The 19,956-nt window shown below is 35.6% G+C and carries 27 protein-coding genes; 8 read left to right on the forward strand and 19 right to left on the reverse strand.

Annotated elements, in window-relative coordinates; translation table 11 throughout:
• Window positions 1–186 (forward strand): hypothetical protein (locus GFR01_RS15870; RefSeq protein ID WP_218016669.1); only part of this gene is annotated, 186 nt, incomplete at its 5' end.
• A 194-nt stretch (window positions 187–380) separates the two neighbouring features.
• Here the strand turns inward: GFR01_RS15870 and GFR01_RS15270 are convergent.
• The 6 genes from GFR01_RS15270 to GFR01_RS16145 all read right to left on the reverse strand — a co-directional run bounded on the left by GFR01_RS15270 (window position 381) and on the right by GFR01_RS16145 (window position 4,798).
• Complete coding sequence (locus GFR01_RS15270; RefSeq protein ID WP_099183133.1) at window positions 381–743, reverse strand: HNH endonuclease signature motif containing protein; 363 nt, start codon at window positions 741–743, stop codon at window positions 381–383.
• On the reverse strand, window positions 740–1,267 hold the full coding sequence (locus GFR01_RS15275; protein WP_099183134.1) for a hypothetical protein: 528 nt from the start codon (window positions 1,265–1,267) through the stop codon (window positions 740–742). Before GFR01_RS15275 ends, GFR01_RS15270 begins: the two co-directional genes overlap by 4 nt.
• A 6-nt stretch (window positions 1,268–1,273) precedes the next feature.
• A complete protein-coding gene (locus tag GFR01_RS15280; RefSeq protein WP_099183135.1) occupies window positions 1,274–3,169 on the reverse strand; it encodes a phage tail tip lysozyme in 1,896 nt (631 codons plus the stop codon).
• Window positions 3,169–3,900: a DNA circularization N-terminal domain-containing protein gene (locus GFR01_RS15285; protein ID WP_099183136.1), complete on the reverse strand. Its 732-nt coding sequence runs from the start codon at window positions 3,898–3,900 to the stop codon at window positions 3,169–3,171. Before GFR01_RS15285 ends, GFR01_RS15280 begins: the two co-directional genes overlap by 1 nt.
• A gap of 74 nt (window positions 3,901–3,974) precedes the next feature.
• A complete protein-coding gene (locus GFR01_RS15290) occupies window positions 3,975–4,358 on the reverse strand; it encodes a hypothetical protein (RefSeq protein ID WP_145994585.1) in 384 nt (127 codons plus the stop codon).
• A gap of 317 nt (window positions 4,359–4,675) precedes the next feature.
• Window positions 4,676–4,798, reverse strand: a complete 123-nt coding sequence (locus tag GFR01_RS16145; RefSeq protein WP_264780574.1) for a hypothetical protein — start codon at window positions 4,796–4,798, stop codon at window positions 4,676–4,678.
• Between the two features lie 53 nt (window positions 4,799–4,851).
• Here GFR01_RS16145 and GFR01_RS15300 point away from each other — a divergent pair, with 53 nt between their 5' ends.
• Window positions 4,852–5,307 carry a phage GP46 family protein gene (locus GFR01_RS15300; RefSeq protein WP_167384279.1) on the forward strand — a complete coding sequence of 152 codons (456 nt, stop codon included), beginning with the start codon at window positions 4,852–4,854 and terminating at the stop codon, window positions 5,305–5,307.
• Between the two features lie 120 nt (window positions 5,308–5,427).
• Here the strand turns inward: GFR01_RS15300 and GFR01_RS15305 are convergent, their stop codons facing one another.
• Window positions 5,428–5,697 carry a hypothetical protein gene (locus GFR01_RS15305; RefSeq protein ID WP_099183140.1) on the reverse strand — a complete coding sequence of 90 codons (270 nt, stop codon included), beginning with the start codon at window positions 5,695–5,697 and terminating at the stop codon, window positions 5,428–5,430.
• A 591-nt stretch (window positions 5,698–6,288) separates the two neighbouring features.
• Between GFR01_RS15305 and GFR01_RS15310 the strand changes: the two genes are divergently transcribed.
• Window positions 6,289–6,831, forward strand: a complete 543-nt coding sequence (locus GFR01_RS15310; protein ID WP_099183141.1) for a helix-turn-helix domain-containing protein — start codon at window positions 6,289–6,291, stop codon at window positions 6,829–6,831.
• Between the two features lie 330 nt (window positions 6,832–7,161).
• Window positions 7,162–7,515 carry a hypothetical protein gene (locus GFR01_RS15315; RefSeq protein ID WP_099183142.1) on the forward strand — a complete coding sequence of 118 codons (354 nt, stop codon included), beginning with the start codon at window positions 7,162–7,164 and terminating at the stop codon, window positions 7,513–7,515.
• 330 nt (window positions 7,516–7,845) lie between these two features.
• Here GFR01_RS15315 and GFR01_RS15320 read toward each other — a convergent pair whose 3' ends face one another.
• Window positions 7,846–8,757, reverse strand: coding sequence for a hypothetical protein (locus GFR01_RS15320; protein ID WP_099183143.1), 912 nt, complete (start codon window positions 8,755–8,757; stop codon window positions 7,846–7,848).
• Between the two features lie 114 nt (window positions 8,758–8,871).
• Between GFR01_RS15320 and GFR01_RS15325 the strand changes: the two genes are divergently transcribed.
• Genes GFR01_RS15325 through GFR01_RS15580 form a run of 3 tightly spaced genes read left to right on the forward strand, consistent with a single transcriptional unit; the run spans window position 8,872 to window position 10,279 of the window.
• Window positions 8,872–9,513 carry an AAA family ATPase gene (locus tag GFR01_RS15325; protein ID WP_099183144.1) on the forward strand — a complete coding sequence of 214 codons (642 nt, stop codon included), beginning with the start codon at window positions 8,872–8,874 and terminating at the stop codon, window positions 9,511–9,513.
• Window positions 9,510–9,764 carry a hypothetical protein gene (locus tag GFR01_RS15330; RefSeq protein WP_099183145.1) on the forward strand — a complete coding sequence of 85 codons (255 nt, stop codon included), beginning with the start codon at window positions 9,510–9,512 and terminating at the stop codon, window positions 9,762–9,764. The genes GFR01_RS15325 and GFR01_RS15330 overlap by 4 nt, the downstream gene beginning before the upstream one ends.
• Window positions 9,761–10,279 (forward strand): hypothetical protein, encoded by a 519-nt coding sequence (locus GFR01_RS15580; RefSeq protein WP_145994586.1) that lies wholly within the window; start codon window positions 9,761–9,763, stop codon window positions 10,277–10,279. The genes GFR01_RS15330 and GFR01_RS15580 overlap by 4 nt, the downstream gene beginning before the upstream one ends.
• A gap of 36 nt (window positions 10,280–10,315) precedes the next feature.
• Here the strand turns inward: GFR01_RS15580 and GFR01_RS15585 are convergent, their stop codons facing one another.
• The 5 genes from GFR01_RS15585 to GFR01_RS15810 are packed head-to-tail and all read right to left on the reverse strand — an operon-like array spanning window position 10,316 to window position 13,547.
• Window positions 10,316–10,699, reverse strand: coding sequence for a hypothetical protein (locus GFR01_RS15585; RefSeq protein ID WP_145994587.1), 384 nt, complete (start codon window positions 10,697–10,699; stop codon window positions 10,316–10,318).
• 22 nt (window positions 10,700–10,721) lie between these two features.
• Window positions 10,722–12,149 carry a hypothetical protein gene (locus tag GFR01_RS15590; protein ID WP_145994588.1) on the reverse strand — a complete coding sequence of 476 codons (1,428 nt, stop codon included), beginning with the start codon at window positions 12,147–12,149 and terminating at the stop codon, window positions 10,722–10,724.
• 19 nt (window positions 12,150–12,168) lie between these two features.
• Window positions 12,169–12,744 (reverse strand): hypothetical protein, encoded by a 576-nt coding sequence (locus tag GFR01_RS15335; RefSeq protein ID WP_099183146.1) that lies wholly within the window; start codon window positions 12,742–12,744, stop codon window positions 12,169–12,171.
• 1 nt (window position 12,745) lies between these two features.
• Window positions 12,746–13,396 (reverse strand): head-tail connector protein, encoded by a 651-nt coding sequence (locus GFR01_RS15595; RefSeq protein ID WP_145994589.1) that lies wholly within the window; start codon window positions 13,394–13,396, stop codon window positions 12,746–12,748.
• Between the two features lies 1 nt (window position 13,397).
• Window positions 13,398–13,547: a hypothetical protein gene (locus GFR01_RS15810; RefSeq protein WP_167384280.1), complete on the reverse strand. Its 150-nt coding sequence runs from the start codon at window positions 13,545–13,547 to the stop codon at window positions 13,398–13,400.
• A gap of 56 nt (window positions 13,548–13,603) precedes the next feature.
• Here GFR01_RS15810 and GFR01_RS15340 point away from each other — a divergent pair, with 56 nt between their 5' ends.
• Complete coding sequence (locus GFR01_RS15340) at window positions 13,604–15,388, forward strand: terminase large subunit (RefSeq protein WP_099183147.1); 1,785 nt, start codon at window positions 13,604–13,606, stop codon at window positions 15,386–15,388.
• A 54-nt stretch (window positions 15,389–15,442) separates the two neighbouring features.
• Here the strand turns inward: GFR01_RS15340 and GFR01_RS15600 are convergent, their stop codons facing one another.
• The 6 genes from GFR01_RS15600 to GFR01_RS15365 form a co-directional block, all read right to left on the reverse strand.
• On the reverse strand, window positions 15,443–15,811 hold the full coding sequence (locus GFR01_RS15600; protein ID WP_145994590.1) for a hypothetical protein: 369 nt from the start codon (window positions 15,809–15,811) through the stop codon (window positions 15,443–15,445).
• A gap of 31 nt (window positions 15,812–15,842) precedes the next feature.
• On the reverse strand, window positions 15,843–16,187 hold the full coding sequence (locus GFR01_RS15605) for a hypothetical protein (RefSeq protein WP_145994591.1): 345 nt from the start codon (window positions 16,185–16,187) through the stop codon (window positions 15,843–15,845).
• Window positions 16,184–16,606, reverse strand: coding sequence for a hypothetical protein (locus GFR01_RS15345; RefSeq protein ID WP_099183148.1), 423 nt, complete (start codon window positions 16,604–16,606; stop codon window positions 16,184–16,186). Before GFR01_RS15345 ends, GFR01_RS15605 begins: the two co-directional genes overlap by 4 nt.
• The gene (locus tag GFR01_RS15350) at window positions 16,606–17,046 is read right to left on the reverse strand and encodes a hypothetical protein (protein WP_099183149.1); all 441 of its coding nucleotides are present in this window, start codon (window positions 17,044–17,046) and stop codon (window positions 16,606–16,608) included. Before GFR01_RS15350 ends, GFR01_RS15345 begins: the two co-directional genes overlap by 1 nt.
• A 262-nt stretch (window positions 17,047–17,308) precedes the next feature.
• Entirely contained in the window at window positions 17,309–18,175 is an 867-nt protein-coding gene (locus GFR01_RS15360; protein WP_099183151.1) for a hypothetical protein, read from the reverse strand.
• Between the two features lies 1 nt (window position 18,176).
• The gene (locus tag GFR01_RS15365) at window positions 18,177–19,745 is read right to left on the reverse strand and encodes a primase-helicase family protein (RefSeq protein ID WP_145994592.1); all 1,569 of its coding nucleotides are present in this window, start codon (window positions 19,743–19,745) and stop codon (window positions 18,177–18,179) included.
• Between the last annotated feature and the right edge of the window lie 211 nt (window positions 19,746–19,956).

Here is a 19,956-nt window from a genome sequence, read left to right on the forward strand (position 1 = left end):
GAAATTGAACAGATGTTATATGTAAAAAATTCATTAAATTTGTTGTGGTTAGTTTTGCTCGGTTTTCTGTCTGTTGTTTCAGCAGTATGGCTTGTTGCTAGCTTGGTATTAAATCCAATGCCTGTTGTTTCTATAATCTTAGCTACAGCAATACTATCATTTTTGTTTTATATGATTGGAGGCTAATATGAAGTCAACAAAACAAGATATTTTAAAAGCGTTCAGTGATATATCAGAATCAGACATAACAACTGATGATACTCATATAGAAATCAATTTTCCAAGCCATACATATAAAGCACCTATATCAGTTTGTGAGTTCGATATTTGTATTCTTCACTCATTCATAATTTCCCATAGAAAACGAAAAAAGGATCAGATTAATTAATCTGATCCTTTCTTTTTTGCTCTTCTGCTTCTCTTTGCTTATCTGTCATTTCATTCTGTCCACCATTCAAAAAGTTTCGCGTGACAACGCCATGATGATGAGAACAAAGCGTTCTTAAGTTCTTCAAATCATATTTTAGTTCAGGATTTGTTTCTAATGGGACAATGTGATCCACATGACAATGACTTGAATTGAAATCACCATAATTCAGACATTCAACACAAAATGGGTTTGCTGTTCTGTAGTTCTTTGAAAATTCAGCCCACTTTGAATCATATGAAACAGAACGCTCCTTTGCCCTTCTCATATTCTCTTTCTTGAATCTTTCACTGGATGAGGTTTGTATCTTCTTCATTGCGCCAACACCTCCAACATTCCAGTACAGAACAATGGATGGTCTAAATCATTATTTCTTAAGAGAAGTTCCGCTGTTCTAGCGCCGTTTTGATAAAGGTATTGGGCGATTACAGGCAAAGGCATTGATTCAGCATAGAATGTATTCACTTGCGGAAGTTGCGCCCCTCTAGTGCTAATATCCGCAATGGATTTTTGATAAATCCTAGATAGCCAGCTAAAAACCTCACCTGTTAAAAGCACATCATTAAATTCAGCTTCAAACAATGGTTTCAATTGAGATATTAAATTCAATGAATCAGTTGATGATGTGAATGTTATGTAGGGTATTGTGTTTGCGATGTAAGCAAGAACATAAATTCTTAAAGTGCTATTTGATTGCTCATCATCTGTAGCAGTCAAAGTTTGTGTTAAAGGATCATATCCTAATTGTGCAAACATCTTCTGAAAGATAGCAACCCTGCTTAAAGGGTCTGGAAACACATTGCTTATATTTTCAAAAATTGTTGTTAAATCTATTGCCATATATAATTAAACTCCTGATTTAGTTTGTTGTTTCACCTTTATCAAATTTGGATTTATTGGTGTTGTGTTGTGAGTAATTTTAGCACCTGTGACATTGCCTTTTTTATCCATTGTCACATGTAAACCAACATTACCTGATATGTTGTGATTTACTTCCTGTGTAGAGTTTCCACCAATTTTCTCAGCTTCAACCGTATTAGAAAGCCTAGTTGCTAGTTCTTTTGAATTATCAGCCATTCCGGCTTTCTTTGAATCATTCCATTCTTTAGGACGTTCATAATTCAACATAGCTATTGTTGCTGATTTCGCATCTGTAGCTTTTCTTAATTGATTACCAGCAGAACTTTCATTGTTTCTAAGTTCCCAATCAGCCGCATCTAATTGCTCGTGATAGGACATATCTTGAAGCTTCTTACCAAAATGTCCTTCGATAAGTTTTTGTCTATCTTCATGAGCCTGCATCAATCCAATCGCAGTTCCCTTATCCCCGATAGCTTTCTCATTAAGACCTGATTCCTGCTTAAACCCGCCTATAACCGCCGCCGCCTGAACATCAGAATAACCTTTGGTTTTTAGGTATTGGATACCGTCATAAGCACGTTGGTTTTGTTCCAATCGTCCAAATCTGTTTCCACCATATGCAGGGTCTTTCATCATTTTTTGGCGGTTTTCCATGATCCCCGCGTCCGAATGATCGTGTTTGTAGGTACTATAAAGTTTGTAGCCAGCATATCCAGCAGCACCAGCAGCAACCGCCCCAGCCGCCAACGCTCCTAATCCAGCACCACCAGCCGCAAGTTCTGATGCTGTTTCGACGCCTTTTAAGGCCGCAGTGATTTTATATAAATCAGCAACAATGCTAGTAACCCAAGAAGTAATCTGAATAGCTTTCAAAACACCAAACGCAATGATAACCGATTCGATAACTGATTTAGCAGTTGAGAAACCTTCATTCAGCTTTTTAACATCAATGTTCTTAACCCATTCACCAACAGCTTTAGCAGCCGTTGTAATTTCATCCATTGTTTCTTGAACTTTCTTATTATCTTTAGACCAATCAATAAATTTTTGAAGAATAGGCCCGATAGCAGGTTCAAGAGAGGCAGCAAGACGAGTTTTTAAAACATCAACCTGCGTTCCTGCTTCTGCGAATTTGTCTCTTAAAGCACCAGCCTTTTTCACGAACGGAGCCATTTGTTTAGCGGCATCAGCAGCGTTTTTATAAGACTTAGCTAATCTGTCTGGGTCTTGGCCGAATAGGCTTTCATCTAATCCAGCAGACTTAAGCAAATTTCTGCCGGCTGAGGCGTTTATCTTTCCTGCTTTAAACAAAGCGTTCACGCGCTTTGTTGCTTCCAAAGATGCTTTCTCAAAATCTGTGTTCGGATTGATACCCAGGATTCTATCAGCCAAAGCCCCAGTAGCATCAGCACCAGCGCCTATATTCGTTTGTGTGTCTTGGTAGGAACGCATTTGCGCCGCTTGGTCGCCAATACCCATCAAGTTACCGACATTCTTCAGCTTTGTTGCTTGTTCGGCTGTGATGCCTAATAGGGCTGATGTGTTGCGTATCTCATTACCCCAATTGGCAAAGGATCTCTCCAAAGCCACAACACCCGCTATAGACCCAACACCAAACACAGCAGCTAGAGGCTTTATAACGCCCCCTATTGCGCTTGAAATGCCTCCAAACTTTCCTTTTAAGGATGATAAAGCGTTTGAAAGTTCTTTCTGTCGTCCTGTTTTTCCAGACAGGTCATTAAATTTTTTAAGTTCTCTTTGGTATGCTTTTAATGGTGCTTGGGCTTTTGCTAATTCTGCATTCATCGCTTTAAGTTTTGAAATCGCTTCCGAATTAACTACCCCCACACTGATTTTAAATGAACCTGTTTGTGATGCCATTAACTAACTCCTGCCTTTAAATTTGCTATTGAATTTGTATTCGTCTCAATCGCCGTTTGTGTTGCACTATCTAACTTCTGCGCATCAGTGGTGCCGCTAACACTTCCTGTAATTGCTTCTGTTGCGGCTGTTGTTGATTGTGCATATCTTCCGCATGTTGAATTTGAAAATAAGCTATCAATTCCACTAACACCAAAAGATACAGCAGCAGATGTAGCGGTTGAAACAAGGCCGCTTACAAGTGTAGAGCCTAAAGCGCCTAAACCTGATCCTAAATCGCCTAATCCAGATAAAGCGTCTTCTAACAAGTCACCTTGTGTATCAATTAAACCTAAAGGTGTTGTTGGAACTTCTGGTTTGATTGTTGAGGTGACAAATTCGAGATTAAGAAGAACAAGTCCTTTCTCGTTCATCGTCTCTGAAATATCTGACCTAACACAAACTGCTTTGAACATTCCTCTTCCCGGAATCATAAGTTCTCCGGTTCCTGATATGTGAAGTGCAGCTTCTAAAAGGTCTCGTGACATATAAAGGTTGTTATCGTTGCTAACAAAACCCTCGAAAGAGACGTTTTGAATGTTAGTTCCTAAATCTTCTATGTATGGGTTTTTTTGGTTTGGATATGCGTGAATTATGCTGTTTCGGTTCATACCTGACACATTCATATTCCGAATATAAAAGGGTATTCCGCGAAAGCTTGCAGTTCCAAAAATCTCATTAACTATGCTCATATAAAAACCTCATATAAAATATCTGTTTGTTGATATTTATATGAGGGTAATGATGAATTAGTTATGTTTAATGATTAGAAAGTAACCTTTTCAGATAGTGCGAGATAAAACCACAACTCTTGGTCTTCCAAGAGTTGTTGCGCTTCTGCACTTGTATAATCAGTTTCGGTAATCTTGCCTGATTGGCTTATAACAAGCTTATCAAGGCGATTGCTGATTCTGACTGACTGTTTTGTAGGCTGGTCAAGCCACACCAGTTCTAAAGAATTGTCTGTTCGTAAGACAATAGCTTTACCACCAGCCTCAACACCACATCTTAATAAGTTTGTTGTATAGATGCATTTAAATATGCCATCTTGTTGATAATAGAAAACACCATCTTCATCTTTTAAATCAATACGATTACAAACAACACTCATTTTCTGGAATTTTTTATATAATTCAGCAAACTCTTCCATATGCTACAAACTACCACCGTTGCTACTACAATTGACATATTTCACCATCCTCAAATACAAATGAAAACTGAAACTCTTCATTCTCAATATAAGAGAAAGTGTTATCTTCTCGGTCATAAACTAAGAATGTATAACCATCATCAGTTTCAATTTCATAATTCTCATATTTCATCTTTGAATAGTACCCAAGGTTGTTCTTGAACAGGAACACCATTTCATCAGATTCAAAATATGAAACCTTACCAGAACAATCAAAAACCCTTATATGAGTGTCTTCATGACAATCACATTCTATGAGTTGTTGTTCTGTTAAATCTTTAAACTTCTGTATAAGGCTCAGCATAGCCGCCCCATATCAAAAGCTTTGCTATGACCAAAGGTAATGAAACAACATCACCAGCTTTATATTTTGTTTGGTCTTTTAATAGTTTAATCTTCATAAATTAAATCTCCAATTTGATAAATATCATTTTACATGGAGTATTTAATATCTATGGCAGACTTTAAACTTAGCTTTAACGAATCAGAACAATGCGCTGATTTAGACCTAGAATATATAAATCAAACAGTTCCGGTTGATGTGGAAACAGGAAATGACCTTATAACAAGCGTCATAATTTCCTTGTTATCGGACAGAGTGGCTGATTCAGATTGGACATATACTTTAGACAAACGTGGATGGTGGGGTGATGCTGAAAATTCGCGCTTGATGGGTTCTAGCTTATGGCAGTTGTCAGTATTGCCAACGGCAAACACGCAGGAATATCTCATGCGAGCAGAAGGATACGCTAACAGCGCCCTACAATGGCTTGTCGATGATAATATCTGTAAGACAGTTGAGTGTGTTGCATCTTTTGTCGATGCGAGAAACACACACCTGAATTTGGATATTACCCTGACTAAAGCTGATTCCAGCGTTCTCAGATATTCTTACGTCTGGGACAGATAAAAAAAGGGCCAGCTAGGATTTCTCCCGGCTGACCCCTTTTTTGTTCACTTGCGAAGATTTCATTCTACGCGAAGCCTGATTCTTTTGAAAGGATTATGCTCTTAGGAGCATAATTTGAAATCAGTTGAAATTTTGAAATTTTGAATCGGTGTCGATGAAGAACTCATCGCCATTAATCCAAATATCATATTCGATTTCAGAATCATTTGAGATTGAAACTGAAATCATTGATTCATCACCATTAACAAAACAATCCATATAAAAAATTAAATTTCTATTTTCAAACTTAATTTTTGAACCGTTATATTCTTCTGCAAGATTAAGAAGATCATTTTGATCTTGAATTTGAGTAATAATTTCTTCGATTTGGTTTAAATTAAAATTGTTCATTTTATATCTCTTTCGTTTTAAATTTCATCCTTTTTGGATTTGCACCAACATGGCGACTTTATCTTAGATATAGAGTAATCACTGTATCTTTCGATGGTCATAACTTGACATGGAAATGTGTCAACATTATGGCACTTATAAAAAAAGTTCTTGCAAGATGGATAGAAATCTGCTTACGCCCCAGAAAACTCACGTTTTTGGGATAAATTTTTTTCTTAAAGGGGTTGAATAGTGGACCTGATTTATGCAGGAGCACAAAAAACGCCTGCGATTCCTGAACCTCATCCGGGAATCACAAGCGTTTTCATGTGAGCGCGAACCCACAAGGCAAGTTTATAGGAATCCAAAGAGAATTTAGACAAGGCTTGTAATGTTCTGATTCTCAAAGCATTATGCTTGGAATATGCGAAAGGGGCCGCCCGGCAAGGCTGACCCCTTTCAAAATCTCGCATCCCGGCGAGGTGGACTTGATCCAAAGGTGTACCACCACCAATGGGTCCGACATTGAATATAGTCTTGTTTGAACATCAGTTCAAGCATCTTGTTCAGTAGGAAAGAAGGAAACCTCGCCAAACATATGAAAGTTTGGTTATGAAGGTTTCTACATTTAGTTCCCAATTATGGAACCTAACACAAGCGAAACAGCTTACGGGTAAAGAACACTTAGTTCTTCAAGCACTTGCATCTTTTGAAGGTGACAAAGGTTTGTTCCCCTCACATACCACTATAGCGCACAAAGCAGGCTGTTCAGTTTCAACAGTTATACGCACCCTCCATAAAGCGTATGAACTAGGCTTAGTTGAAAGAACAGTAAGAAGGGCTGCTTCGAGGTCAGGCAGAATTGTGCGAGGGACAAACCTTTACACATTAAACAAGATCGACCTTTCACAAGCGATTGAGCTTGCTAAAGAACGCGCTCAGAAACTCCGTGAATGCTTAGAACGCAAAAAAGCGCAGTTCCTCAACAGATTTTCTAAGTGGCATTCTGCTACAGAATATAATTCTAAGAGTCTTATATCTCCTAAGAGACAGCATCATTTAGCTGTCTCGGATTATCTGAGTATGATCTCAGAGTGGGATAAGGCGCATAAGGACGCTCAGACGAGCTTGTTGGTCCCTCCAAATTGCTCATGAAGCAGGATCATTAAGCTACGGCTGTCTTTTCAACAGTGACTGACCAGTCACCGATGACCAAATTTAGCTTTTTGAAGTTCGAAACAAGCCAATTCCCTGCAATTAGAAGTGCAGGGACGACAGCAGCGAAAGCGGACTTTAGAAACTTGAACATCGGATTCTCCTTTTGTGTTCGAAAAATCCTTATCCACTTCCCGTTACCACTGAAAGCTTGTATTTTTCTACAAGGTACAGTGTTGCAGAAATATCATCATTTATACATTGTATGAAAGAAACAGAGCCTTACCAAGCCTTAATGATCTTTCAAATTGCTCAGGAAGAAGAATTTAAGTGAAGAAACTAACCCTTATTATGCTTCCACTTTTGTTTGGTGGTTTTGCTCATGCTCAAAGTTCACAATTTGATGTAGTTGAACCATGTCAGGACATTGTTATCAGACTTGATTCTGATGATGAGCGTCATATTCAAAAGGTAGCAATTTATAACTTGTTTTCCGGTTACAAATTAGGTGCAAGTGCAGCTAGTTCGGGAAAAAACGGAGATACAAGCTATCTTGGAATTGGCGACGGAATAAAATTTGATTTTGTTTTCTCTTATGTAAAAAATTACTGCTTAAACAATCCAAGTGATGACTTATTAGGTGCCATGCTCCACCTGATGGCCGATCTAAGAAAGAAAAAATGACAAAAATGTAATGCCTCACTCACGTGATTCTTTCTGAATTAAGATGCTTTAAAGTAGCTACATATGTTGTGGTTGGCATAACGTAAAACCGAGTTACTATAATGCCATTTATGCGACATGGGCCGCGTTGCACGCTTAAATTTAAGATGGAGGTATAATTAGCAATACACAGATGCTTATGAGTGTCAAATTTTTCGTTTGAAAGTTAAGTTATCTTCATAAGTCAAGTTAATATCGTTTAACCTAGATCACGAATCAGTTAGATAAGTTGTCTGGATAACATAGGGCGATACTTCATAGTATCGCCCTATTTTTCTATCATCCAAAAATCTATGCGTGACTATAATGAAGCAGGAAAAATATAAAAGCTGAACAAATAGGCAGTACTATCCATGCCAAATATCGTTCAAGCTTTGGGCTTGTAACAAAAAGATATTTGAGAATACTTAATGTAAAAAGCCACGAAGACATGATGAAAGATTTATCATCTTCGAAAGCTAGTTCAGGTAATGATAGATTCTTTTCCATATACAAGTTTGCATTGTGATAAGCATCACATAGCTCTAAATATTTACTCGGAAAGTTTTCAATTATATCAGATATTGTTTTCCTATAATATTTTAATTTATGCTCACAAATGGACTTATCTACATTTAGAGAATTTAAGATTGAGTTTTGATTTGAGTCTAATTGATCTGTTTTTCCAAGTGCTGTAATTACTTCGTTCATAGAACTTATTAATTCTTTTTGCCTTTCTATTCTAGATAGTTTCTCTGAAAGTTCTGCTTCAGTGTATGCAATGTCTTTATAATAATATGAAATAGCATCAATTTCTTTATACAATTTTTTTTGCTTATATATAAGTTCCTTAAGAACACCGTTATCTTTCTTTTGAAAGACTAGCAAGCATTTTGATGACTCTTCTACCGCTACTTTAAGAGTCCTAAGAAATTGATCTCTTTTAATTTCCGAAGAAATATTTGGGATAATATCTCCGGTCATTAAGGATGGTTTGTAATTCTCATAAACATTGAACCTTTTTTCAAATAGTTCAATTTTATATCGGTTCCCTTCAATCTCTCTTTGTAAATTTGCTTGTTTTTTAATATGTCGTGTATTTATTATACCAGCAAATGCGGTTACTATTGTTGCAACTGGTATAAGCGCATGAAAAAACTTAGGGTAGGAGTTATACAACTGGTTTCCATATTGAATGGCATCAGTAACTTTTTCATATGGCATCTAGATTTCTTTCAAAAAGTTTCAGCCTTCAAACACCAGATTGCGCTAGGTCTCAAGCGAAAAAACAGCTATAAAGTATGTAGTTACTAGCTTTAATAGAACTGGATTTTTCGTATGGGAAAAGTCATTGTTGTTTCGCAATCCAAAGGCGGATCGGGAAAATCAACCGTCTGTCTTGTGGTCGCTCAGATATTAGCAAGCAGAGGCTTTAAGGTAGCTTTGCTTGATGGTGATCCTAACAAAACAATTCTGAATTGGGCTGGACCGATCGACACGGTAGGCGATCTGACAGAGAAGAACATTGTAGGCCAGGTGAACGAAAAACGGTCTGAATATGATTTCGTGTTCGTTGATACAGAAGGTGTCGGGAATCTGCTTTCCAGCAGAGCCATCTTAAAGGCGGATTTCGTTCTAATTCCTCTTCAAGCCTCTGTACCTGATGCCATACAGGCTAACAGGGTTGTTCAGCTTATTAAGGATGATGAAGAAGCGTTTGAGCGTTCTATTCCTCACGCCTTCATCTTCACGCGCACCAATCCAGCAATCAAATCCAAGCTTGAAAAAGCAATTCGTGATGAGATTGATGAAGCTGGTTATCCGGTTTTCCAGAACCAATTGAACGAGCGTTCAGCCTTCAAAGCCGTCTTCTATCATAACTGCCTGTTGTCCCAGCTTCCTAATGATGTGGCTGGTGTCGATAAGGCTATTCAAAACGCTGAACAGGTTGCTGATGAACTGATGGAGAAGCTGAAATGAGAAAGATTTTTAAGCCACAAACAGAAGAACAAAAGGCGGATGAGATTTCACGCCAACACGGCTTTGACAGAACATATACAGCACCAGAGATAAAAGGCAGACGAAAGCGCACTAAAGGGCCTTTGCGTGCTTTGAATATCTCAATGCCAGAAGATCAATTTGAGCGGTTCGTCAAAATCTGTGATGATATGGACAAGACTTATTGGCAAGGTCTTTGTGAACTGATGGACAAATACGAGCAAGAAAAATGAAGAAGTTATTTCTTTTGGGTATTCTACTTTCATCTAATGCGTTTGCTGATGAAAATAATACAAGTCATGGTGCTTGGAAAACTACAAACATAATTATAGATGGCAAAACAATTATGTGTACAATATCTACTAAATCTGGTGATGCTGGATTAGATATTATGTTTCCGGCTGTTGGTGGAGAACCAAAAATATCATTTAATCTTGATAACAAAGATATTGGGCCAGAAAAGCCTAGAACGGCATATTTAAAATATGGTTCTAGTGAGAGAAAAATTACTTTCGATAATGAAAAAAATTATGAAAAAGCTAATTTCACATCATTTGAATCTAGTTATGATGTTCCTAATCTAACCAACTTATTAGAAGACATTAGCAAAGAAAAATCTTTTGAAATATCAGCACCATTTATAAAAAACAAAGGATGGGTTTACACAACAAATTCTTATAAATTTGATATGAATGGTTTTGATGAAAGTACAGCGGACTTAACAAGATGTTTAAAAAACATTCAATAAAAAAAGGGACCAATTGGTCCCTTTTTTAATGATTAATTAGATTGTTGATAAATCCATATCAATGTTTAATGATGAGAATGAAACTTCAACAGTACCATTTAGCAAATCATAATTAGGTGCTTCTGCTAAAATACCAGAATGCAATGTGATTGTATCACCTGATCTAAGAGTTACTGTAACTTCAAAAACATCATTATCATTCAAAAGACTGTCATAATCAAAACCAGCATAACTAACCAAAGTTACGCCTAAGCTACCCGGTTCTCTGTTCCATTTTTTAACATTTGCTACTGGTCCTGCATTTGATTCAGCAAATGCATAAAGCGTAACTGGCATTTTAACCGTTACACTTTCTGTTGATATGCACATTGTTTGATTGATATATACGTTTTGAACACCTTGAATATATTGTGTTGCCATATTTTATTATTCTCCTAATAAATTACTTTGTTGTAGCAAGATTAATTGTTATTTGTGCTAGTCCGCTTGATAGATAAGCTGTCATAACAACATTTACTCTTCCGATAACATCAGGATCAATGCTAACTGTAAGATTGTCTTTGAATGTAGCTAGATCAGTACAAACAAGTTCATTGACAAGAATCGAATAAGCAGCAATACAAGCACTTCTAATCTTAGATGGTGTAACCAAATATGGAGAAGGTGCTACAACATCATCATCAGACATTATAATGTATGGTGAAGAAATGTATGGTGCTAAAGCAGACTTAAAAGCTTTTGCTACATATACAGATTGGAAACGTGTTTCCAAAGATGGATCATTGAGAGTTAAGCCAGTAGAACTATCAACAGTAGCGCCAATTCTAGTTCTACTTACAGTTGGATTACCCGCACTATCACAAGAAACAGTACAATAACCATTATCGAATAAAGTTTGTTGTGCTGAGACATTCAATCTGTTTGCAATAGAAACAGTACCAGAATTAAGAGCAAAGTCTCTTAGTGGCAAAGCAGGATTGTTTTGTGTTCTGTTAGAAACTTGTGCAACAAAGTTACCTAGTGATAGGTATTCATCAAGTTCAGTTGGAATAGCTAAAGCTGATGCATAAACTGAATTGAAGTTAGCACCGTTAGCAATCAAGACTGATTGGTCATTCTCAATTTCTACAGTGAAATATTGACCGTATGTTTCTAGTAAATATCCCCATGTGCTTTCAAAATGAGTTGCGATTGCTTGAATAGCACTAGCAGAATTATAAGTTCCAAGGATAATATCAGTTTCAACGTTTCCGACATTCGCAAGAGCGGTTGTAAGAACATTCAAATCAGATTCAGGAACAGTTACAGTTTCAGAGTCCAAACTAAGAACAGTGATTGTTCCTACGTTCGCAATCGTAATCTTGTCACCGACTTTATATCCGTTACCACCACTGACGATTGAAACTGATGCTGGTGTGAAAGCAGTCTTGTCATCGTTTGTGGATGATGTGACGGCGAAAGTTGCACCTGAACCAGAACCACCAGAACCAGCTACGGAACTAGAAGCCATATCTGAACTTGATGTTGTAGTTGATAGGACGGAGTTTATTGTTTCAATTGTTCCGTTTGATGTTGTTTGTGTTGTTGTACCTGCGATGCAATTTAAAGCATAAAGCGGAGTAGTATTATCAATGTTAGTATAAGCACTAGCAATTTTATACACATCAGAACTTGTACCAAAGTCAGTTGCAAGTTGTGAAAGGCTTGTTACAGGGTATAGGGCCGGATTTGTCGCGTAATTTGAACCAGCAGCAGCTTGACCAATAATGAGAACATTAAATTGTCCACTTGATGATGTTGCGTCATTGATTGTCAAATTTACATATACGCCCGGTTGACCAAATGAGTTAGGTATTCCTGATATACTCATATATTAATCTCCAAAAATGTTATTTGTTCTGAATATTTATAGTTGTTGTTTGTTTGTTTTTATTTTGATTTAATTGAGTTTGAATAATTTGAAGTTTCTGACCTTCTGTAAGGTATCCGTCAGTATAATCAATTTGAACTTTTATATCAAAATAGGTACAATAAACCTCATAAGCATTGTCACATAAAGCGCCAATTCTTTCGGTTCGTTCTAATTGGAAACCGTTCAAATATCTTTCTTTTGAAGGTTGCCAATTATATATGGAGTTCATGAGTGCTTTTAAGGCGTCATTCCAATATGATGTTTGGGATGATGCGCCTGAAATATCAATTGATGTGTTGAAAACTGATGTGAAACAAACTTCAATCTCAAAAACCTGAGCAACTGCATTGTTAAGCAAATTATCTGTTACACTTCCAAACTCTATGGTTATACCAACAGCAGGAAGTTGATTAACGCTAGGTTTTATCTCGTCAATAAACTTCTTAGGATCAGATATGGCTGTTATGTACTTAAATAAATCTTGGTTTGCTGAAAGTTGATTTACAACAGATTTTATATCAAGAAATGGTGCTGGATTGTTTGCTGAACTCATATCAAACCCTTCCACCAACGATAGCTGGTATTCTGTAATTTGATAAAAGTGTTACATAACCATTATCAATTAGGTTTGATGGTATTTCACCTCTTTCTTCGAACATTCTTTTTGTTAAGAACTTAATTGCATTGTTTACAGGTGATGGAATTGATCCATCTGATTCATAAAGACCACCTGTGAAATCAATTATTAAATTGCTGTAGCTGTTGAATAAGTCACTGATGAACAGATTATATGAAAGTCTTATTCGTGGTCTTCTTGACCATAAATCATAATCATAATCTGTACCTGACACTAACGGGCTTAAGTCCTGTGATCCCCAAGACGTAAGATAGATGTTCTGAATGGATTCAGCAGAACAAGGCAGTTCAAGCCATTGTTGAGAATTTAGGTATGTGAAGGAGCCACCAGACAAAAACTGTCTGTAATAGGTATCCATCAACTCAGTTTCACCACGGGTACAAACGACCCTTAGTTGTCGTTTTCCGAGTGGTTGGCCGATATATTTTTCTGTGAAGGCTGTAGCACTATCAGCCAAAGCTTGAATGATAGGCTCATTATCAGGTGATAAAGACCCTACAAAGTCACATAGTTCAAGAATATCACCTGTGTATGTTGTAGCTGTATCTAAAATTAATCTATAATCCATATTATTTTGTTACCAATTTAGCGTTAGATTTATCCTCCAAAATATCAACTAAACCTTTTGTTTTAAGGCATCTTGCAACAGAACTTTCAACAGTTCTTACATCGCCAGCTTTAAAGGTTCCTGAGTCTTTTTTGTATTTCACTTTAGCCATTTTTATAACTCCTAATAAATATCAATATTATAAAGATATTTATACAAGGGGAGTTAATGGCGAAACAAACATACTCAAAAAAGGAAGACCAAGACTTATTTAATAAAAGAAACGCCTATTTAAAGACCGTCACAAAAGACGAATTTTTAGAAAATGAAGACTATTTGTTTTATATGCGTGCTGTTCAAAATGGCACTATACCCGCGTGCGAGTACGTCAAAGCAGCAGTTCAAAGGGAACAGGACAAGTTTGATGATCCAGACTGTCCTTACTTCTTTGATCCAGAAGCTGGTTGGTATTTCTTTGCGTTCTGTCGGTACAATTCGCACTTAACAGGACCATTAGGCGGAACGCCTTTCATCCTGTCTGACTGGCAAATCTGGGTCTTCTCAATGCTTCTTGGATGGAAGCGTAAGGCAGGTCAGAAGGCAGGTTTCCGCCAATACAACATTGCGTACCTGGAGTGTCCTAGAGGCTCTGGAAAGTCCGCTATGATGGCCTTGTTTGGCCTCTACATGCTCACGCTTGATGGTGAATGGGATCCACAAGTGTATGTAGCAGCTACAAAGAAAGAACAAGCAAACTTGCTGTTTAACAGCGTTGTCAGACAGGTGGAGTATTTCAAGAACCGTAAGCTGATGAAGGCACTCAAGGTTCGTAGGAAACGTGAAACGCTAATAGCTACAAGCGCCAAAGGCGGTTCATTCGTATCCTTGTCAAAAGATTCAAAGTCATTTGATGGGATGAATGTTCATTGCGCTCTAGTGGATGAAATTCACGCTCATCCAACATCTGAAATATGGGATGTTCTGAACTCTGGTGCTGCCAAGCGTAACCAAGGAATGATGGTTGGGATCACAACAGCCGGTATGAATTATAACGGCTTTGGATATTCACAATCTAACTACATAAAGAAGCTTCTTAAAGGTGAAGCTGGAATAGATGATACGACATTTGGTTGTATATGGACGATTGATAAAGGTGATGATTTCTACGATCCGAACACATGGATTAAAGCAAATCCGTCTTGGTGGGCTTCAATCAACCATGAAAAATTCAGTGGTGATATTGAAAGAACAAGGCATTATGCTGAAACAAGGCCAGAAGTTTATACAAAGTTTTTGAATGTTTGGTATCATTCTAACGATAAATGGCTAAACCACGATATAATAAGCTCTTGTAATGATTTAGATGTTTCTGAGAAAGAGTTTGCTAATGTTCCTTGTATAATTGGTGTTGATTTATCTGAATCAGAAGATATGACTGCGTTAGTAAATGTGTATGAGAAATTCAATCCAGAAGACCAAAAGTATCACTATTATGTCTTTCCAAGATATTTCTTACCTGATGATGTTATAAATTCAGGAAGAAAGCCAAGATATAACAGATGGGATGATGAAGGCTTATTAGAACTGATGCCCGGACAAGTTATTGATTATGATGTAATTCAATCAATTCTTGAAAATGAATGGCACTCAAAATATGTCGTAGAATATGCTTTCGATAGATATAATGCTACGCAAATGTCTGGATCACTACAGAATAAGTTTGGTGATGATGCTGTAAGATATGTCCAACAAGATATGAGAGGACTTAACAACGCATCAAAATTTTTTAAAAGGCTAATGCTTGAAAAGAGAATACATTTTCATAATGAGATATTCATCTGGAACTGTCTGAATTGTACAGTTGTAAACAGATCAGGACTGATAAAAATTGGTAAGGATGAAGGCTCACCAGCAGATAAAATTGATGGTGTGGCAGCTTGTATAAATGCTTTGGAGCGTTTCGCAGTGCGTTCTAATATGGATTCATCAGGACCATCTGTTATTTTGTTATAATAATGCTCAATAAAAAACCCGGTAAGATAATTCCTACCGGGTTTTTGTTGTTAATTATAAAGTAGCAATTAACATGTTTATTTCTTCTTTTACTTCATCTGTATGGTTTGGATGCATGTATATAACTCCATTTCCCAGTGGGTGTTTACCTAAGACAATGTAAGCTACTTCTCTAGGTGTAGAAATAATACCATTTACTTCATGTATGAACGGAGTTACTTTTGATTCAAACTTTAGAATAATTCTTGATCCTTGAAATTCACATTCAACTTTAGATTGAGCTTCATTTGATACTACAGTAAAGGTTGATGATACATTTTCAAATTGTTCTAATCCACCTGAATAAACACCTGCTTTAACTGATGGTGTTGTTGTGTTTTTGATTAAATTAATTAATTCTTTTGATAAAATTTTGTTTTTCATTTTTGTTTCTCCTTTAATTGTTTTGTTAAAATTATTTAGTTGGTTCGTTTTCTATTATATATTGTAGTTCACATTTTATGTTTGATACTTCTTCTGTTGAGAAGTTTTTTGGACAAAGTGAATTATTACCTATTCTAAAATTAACTTGTTTTGAACCAATACCTGTCATTAGTATAATAAAGTGCGGTGAAAATTGTGAAAAAATCATGAAAGTTTTTTGTGTATCATCATATGAACATACAATGTTTTGTTCATCTATAGTTACTTCTCCGTTTTTTCCTGCTGATATTAAATCCCAATATGTTTGGTGAAGTTCTTGAGTATATAGTTCCATATCATGTGTAAGCGCATGATAAAACATTTCTTCTTCTGTCATATCTTATCACCAACTATCTGTTGCATTCTTTTCATAAGATCATATGATACTTCTCTTTCATCAACACTACATTCTCCATCATGTGTTGACCATGAAACTAGACAATCATTTAGGTCTTTATAGTAAGTAACAATATATGTTTCAGTTGTGCCACAATAAAACTTCGGGAATACCCTAACTAACTGAATGGTATATGAGTTTTCTTGATGGTTAATTGTTACAGTCATTGTTAGTTTTGGTTTTGTGCTTTCTATCTCATAAACATAGTTGTCATCTATTATGGATGGTGTAAGTTGAATTGCTTCATCATAGAGTTTTTCTATTTCTGGCTTGAACATCATAAAATCATTGTTCATGTACTTTGTTTCTACTTCTAGATATTCATTATCTATTACATAATGGAGTTCTTCTTCTGTCATTATATCATCTCCTTTAATTTCATATATAAAATTGCCTGTTCAAATTCTTCATAGTTTTGTTCAGGATCAATAAGATTGTGGTCTTTATCAAAGCACCAAATATTATCTTCGTGGTCTCTTATTGCGTAATCACCATTTAATGTTTTTGCGAAAATAACATCTGAAACATCATGGTTTCTGGTGCGAAAATTATAATCAAGTCTCTTCTTTACGGTAAATTCTTTTAGATTGTTTGTATTGCTTTCTAAGAGATATGAATAGTTCGTTTTAGTGTCTGATATTAATAGACCAACATCACCATTTAAAACTGATGTTTCATGTAATATCATATCTGATAGATTTATTGATAGTTCGCAATAAGCGAAACCATCATAACCATCTTTAATCTCTTCGTTAATTTCTAATCTGTTTAATCTTTCTAAAATTGTATCACCTAACATAATTAAATAATCTCCTTTAATCTTATGTTGTATCTATTTAATTATGTTATGTTGATAATTAACTACATAGTTTATATCACATCTTTCAGTTTTATATAAAAAAGTTCTTCTTCTGTTATGTTCTCTGGGTCAGCAATAAGGTCTTTCACCTCATGGTCTAAGCTGATTAATTTTTGTAGGTAGTGACTTTGTAGTCTTATAGTTGGTGCCTGTCTGAATTGCGCTGAGTAGAGGAGGATTTTAAGATCATTGATATTTCTCATTAGGCAATCTTCCCATCATACCAGCGCCACGCTCTAAGAGCCTCAGCGTGCCTGTCTTCTCCGGTGCTTGGATAGTTCAGCATAATCCAAGAAATGACTTCATCTTGCGTATCGCCATTCTTTCTAAGATTGCCTACCAATTTGATAAGTTGGTTGTGGCTTCGATCAGCTAAGAATCTGTCTTTTGCATCCTGCTTCCATTTACCGCGTAAATCTTTTTTTGGTGGTGCGTATCTTAATTTGTCTCTTTGAAGTTGTGCTTGTAATTCTCGTAACTTCTCTTTTTTAATTTCTTCCATCAATGATAGTTCTAAATCTGATCCTACTTGATATTGATTTCCTATATTGAACTGCATATCAGGATCATTTCCTTGTTTATCAAGTGAGGGTATAAAAAACCTTCTTGATATGTCCTTGCAAGCCGTATCAATTAAAATTCCTTTTTCTGATAGTCTATTCTTTATTATATCAGAAAGTAATCTTGCTTCTGAATTGTCGTTAATCTCACAGTCAAGCTCTAGGATAATTCTGAACTTGTGATGATGTTCTGTATGTGAATGTGACGTATAGAAAAAATACGAATAATCTTTAAAAAACTCTAAAACTTCTGATATTTTATTTGTTTCATCATCAAAATCTAATCCAAGTAAGTTTGTTGGGTTTGCTTTTGATGCTTTAATTTCGTTTCTGAATGTTGTTAAAGCAATTAGTGGTAAGTTTTCCTTTTTGGTCTTACCATCCCATTTTCCATAATTGATAACTGTTTTTGCTAACTGTTCCATATCAGAATAATCAAACTCTGATATGAAGTTAGGGCTATCATATGATCCACATTGAATGTTTTTTATTAAAATAAACTTATTCATATTATCTTCCTATAATATTTTTTATTGCCTTTGTTGTATCGTTATCTCTTTGTTGATTTGATTCGAAGGGAACAACATTTGATCTCTCTTCTATAAACCAGTCATAAAAATCATCAGTAAACTCATACCCTTTATTTGCCGTTTTTATGTTTTTATTTTCTTGAGATAAAACCTTTATGTCTTGTCTAAAGCTGCTTTTTGTTTTTCCGTATTTCGAATTAACATTACTCAAACCAGATTCTTCATCATTATTAATAGACCATTTTGAATACAATTCTTCTAGTGTTTTTATTGATGTTCTTTTTGCTACTGATTTAGTATCTTTTATGTTGAAAAAATCTACTTCACTGTCAGCAAAAAATCTATCAATAGGTGCCTTATATGACTCTTCAAGAAGCTCTTTGGCTGATGTTCTAATTGCTTGATAAAAATCAGATTGTGATTTTTCAATTGGGCAACATGCTATAATTTTAACAAGCGAATTTGCTATGTTAATTGATGCGTTACTATCTCCACCTAAAATTTCTATGGTTTTAATCATATTTTCTTTAAACTTTTGAATTTCGCTATCACTGACGCTCATAGTTTGAATTATAACAAGTCTTCTGTCTCCTTGGTCTATGCTAAAAGGAGCAAGCTTGTTTGAGCATAAAATACTATTTGTTATGTTGATAACTTTTTTGGAGTCTTTACCTTTTCCTTCAACAATTCTGGTTTCTTCTGAATTTTCAGATTTAATGATATTGTTGTAAAAATTCTTACTTTTATCAACTTCGTTATAAACAATTAACAACTTACCATCAGTTATGTTGTTGAATTTGCTATCCGTCTTTTCTTGGCTATAATTTGGTACACAATTACCTAGAATTTTATCAATTATACTAACCATAAAACCTTTACCAGTACCTTGAACACGACCAAAAAAACAAGGTACTGTTGGATAAGAAATACCTGGTCTTTGATATATTCCAGCAATCCAGTTGAAAAAATAAGCAATTAAATGTTCTTTGCTATTTTTCTGGTATCTATGACCAATTACAATTTCTAAGAACTGGTCTAATGTTATATCGTAATCAAGTCCAAAATTGCCACGGCAAAGAAGTGGTAGATATGAACTAAGAATGAACTCATCATCATCATTCAATATTGTATCTTCTGGTACAATTGATCTATCTTCAAAAGAATTTATAAAATATGACCCCTCGTATTTTGCTACTGGTCCAGCCAGAGGTAATTTCATATCGCTTTTAACAGTCATAATTGGTGATAAGCAATAATTACTAATTACATTCGCAGGTATTTCTAAGCCATCAACCATATGATTTTTATTGTTAGCAAAAATATATGTTGCTTTTCTTATAAGGGGTTGAAGACCGCTTACTTCTTCATTCCTGTTTTTGTTTTCATTCCAGAAATAATATCGTGACGTTCCTTCAACTTCAAAAATTTTTGTTGATAGGTAGTCATAAAAGCTAGATAGCATAGTATCTTCATTTGATCTTACAACGGTATCATTAAAAACATTAGTATCTAATCTAGCTATTCCTTGTTTTCTAATTTGTCTCTTCATATATTACTCCATGTTGATTTCATTTATTTACGTTTTAGACATAAAAAAGCCGGTTAGTGTATGGAAACTAACCGGCTTTTTCTCGTAAAAAACATAAATGAAAGCATAACACGAAATGTTATATGTTTATTTATACATGATGATTAAAACACCATCAATATTAATTTTACGAAAAAGCGATCTATTTTAAGTTTCCATACTTTAGTATCAG

Origin of the sequence: Gluconobacter frateurii (assembly GCF_002723955.1) — a bacterium.
In the GTDB taxonomy this organism is placed as follows: Bacteria; Pseudomonadota; Alphaproteobacteria; order Acetobacterales; family Acetobacteraceae; genus Gluconobacter; species Gluconobacter frateurii.

Excerpts from the sequence above, each read along its gene's own strand:
- GFR01_RS15305 (WP_099183140.1), bottom strand. The coding sequence starts at position 5,697 with ATGAACAATTTTAATTTAAACCAAATCGAAGAAATTATTACTCAAATT.
- GFR01_RS15300 (WP_167384279.1), top strand. The coding sequence starts at position 4,852 with ATGGCAGACTTTAAACTTAGCTTTAACGAATCAGAACAATGCGCTGAT.
- GFR01_RS15345 (WP_099183148.1), bottom strand. The coding sequence starts at position 16,606 with ATGACAGAAGAAGAACTCCATTATGTAATAGATAATGAATATCTAGAA.
- GFR01_RS15285 (WP_099183136.1), bottom strand. The coding sequence starts at position 3,900 with ATGAGCATAGTTAATGAGATTTTTGGAACTGCAAGCTTTCGCGGAATA.
- GFR01_RS15580 (WP_145994586.1), top strand. The coding sequence starts at position 9,761 with ATGAAGAAGTTATTTCTTTTGGGTATTCTACTTTCATCTAATGCGTTT.
- GFR01_RS15270 (WP_099183133.1), bottom strand. The coding sequence starts at position 743 with ATGAAGAAGATACAAACCTCATCCAGTGAAAGATTCAAGAAAGAGAAT.
- GFR01_RS15280 (WP_099183135.1), bottom strand. The coding sequence starts at position 3,169 with ATGGCATCACAAACAGGTTCATTTAAAATCAGTGTGGGGGTAGTTAAT.
- GFR01_RS15340 (WP_099183147.1), top strand. The coding sequence starts at position 13,604 with ATGGCGAAACAAACATACTCAAAAAAGGAAGACCAAGACTTATTTAAT.
- GFR01_RS15810 (WP_167384280.1), bottom strand. The coding sequence starts at position 13,547 with ATGGCTAAAGTGAAATACAAAAAAGACTCAGGAACCTTTAAAGCTGGC.
- GFR01_RS16145 (WP_264780574.1), bottom strand. The coding sequence starts at position 4,798 with ATGAAGATTAAACTATTAAAAGACCAAACAAAATATAAAGCTGGTGAT.
- GFR01_RS15290 (WP_145994585.1), bottom strand. The coding sequence starts at position 4,358 with ATGGAAGAGTTTGCTGAATTATATAAAAAATTCCAGAAAATGAGTGTT.
- GFR01_RS15590 (WP_145994588.1), bottom strand. The coding sequence starts at position 12,149 with ATGAGTATATCAGGAATACCTAACTCATTTGGTCAACCGGGCGTATAT.
- GFR01_RS15585 (WP_145994587.1), bottom strand. The coding sequence starts at position 10,699 with ATGGCAACACAATATATTCAAGGTGTTCAAAACGTATATATCAATCAA.
- GFR01_RS15605 (WP_145994591.1), bottom strand. The coding sequence starts at position 16,187 with ATGACAGAAGAAGAAATGTTTTATCATGCGCTTACACATGATATGGAA.
- GFR01_RS15350 (WP_099183149.1), bottom strand. The coding sequence starts at position 17,046 with ATGTTAGGTGATACAATTTTAGAAAGATTAAACAGATTAGAAATTAAC.
- GFR01_RS15310 (WP_099183141.1), top strand. The coding sequence starts at position 6,289 with ATGAAGGTTTCTACATTTAGTTCCCAATTATGGAACCTAACACAAGCG.
- GFR01_RS15335 (WP_099183146.1), bottom strand. The coding sequence starts at position 12,744 with ATGAGTTCAGCAAACAATCCAGCACCATTTCTTGATATAAAATCTGTT.
- GFR01_RS15325 (WP_099183144.1), top strand. The coding sequence starts at position 8,872 with ATGGGAAAAGTCATTGTTGTTTCGCAATCCAAAGGCGGATCGGGAAAA.
- GFR01_RS15360 (WP_099183151.1), bottom strand. The coding sequence starts at position 18,175 with ATGAATAAGTTTATTTTAATAAAAAACATTCAATGTGGATCATATGAT.
- GFR01_RS15600 (WP_145994590.1), bottom strand. The coding sequence starts at position 15,811 with ATGAAAAACAAAATTTTATCAAAAGAATTAATTAATTTAATCAAAAAC.
- GFR01_RS15320 (WP_099183143.1), bottom strand. The coding sequence starts at position 8,757 with ATGCCATATGAAAAAGTTACTGATGCCATTCAATATGGAAACCAGTTG.
- GFR01_RS15595 (WP_145994589.1), bottom strand. The coding sequence starts at position 13,396 with ATGGATTATAGATTAATTTTAGATACAGCTACAACATACACAGGTGAT.
- GFR01_RS15275 (WP_099183134.1), bottom strand. The coding sequence starts at position 1,267 with ATGGCAATAGATTTAACAACAATTTTTGAAAATATAAGCAATGTGTTT.
- GFR01_RS15365 (WP_145994592.1), bottom strand. The coding sequence starts at position 19,745 with ATGAAGAGACAAATTAGAAAACAAGGAATAGCTAGATTAGATACTAAT.
- GFR01_RS15330 (WP_099183145.1), top strand. The coding sequence starts at position 9,510 with ATGAGAAAGATTTTTAAGCCACAAACAGAAGAACAAAAGGCGGATGAG.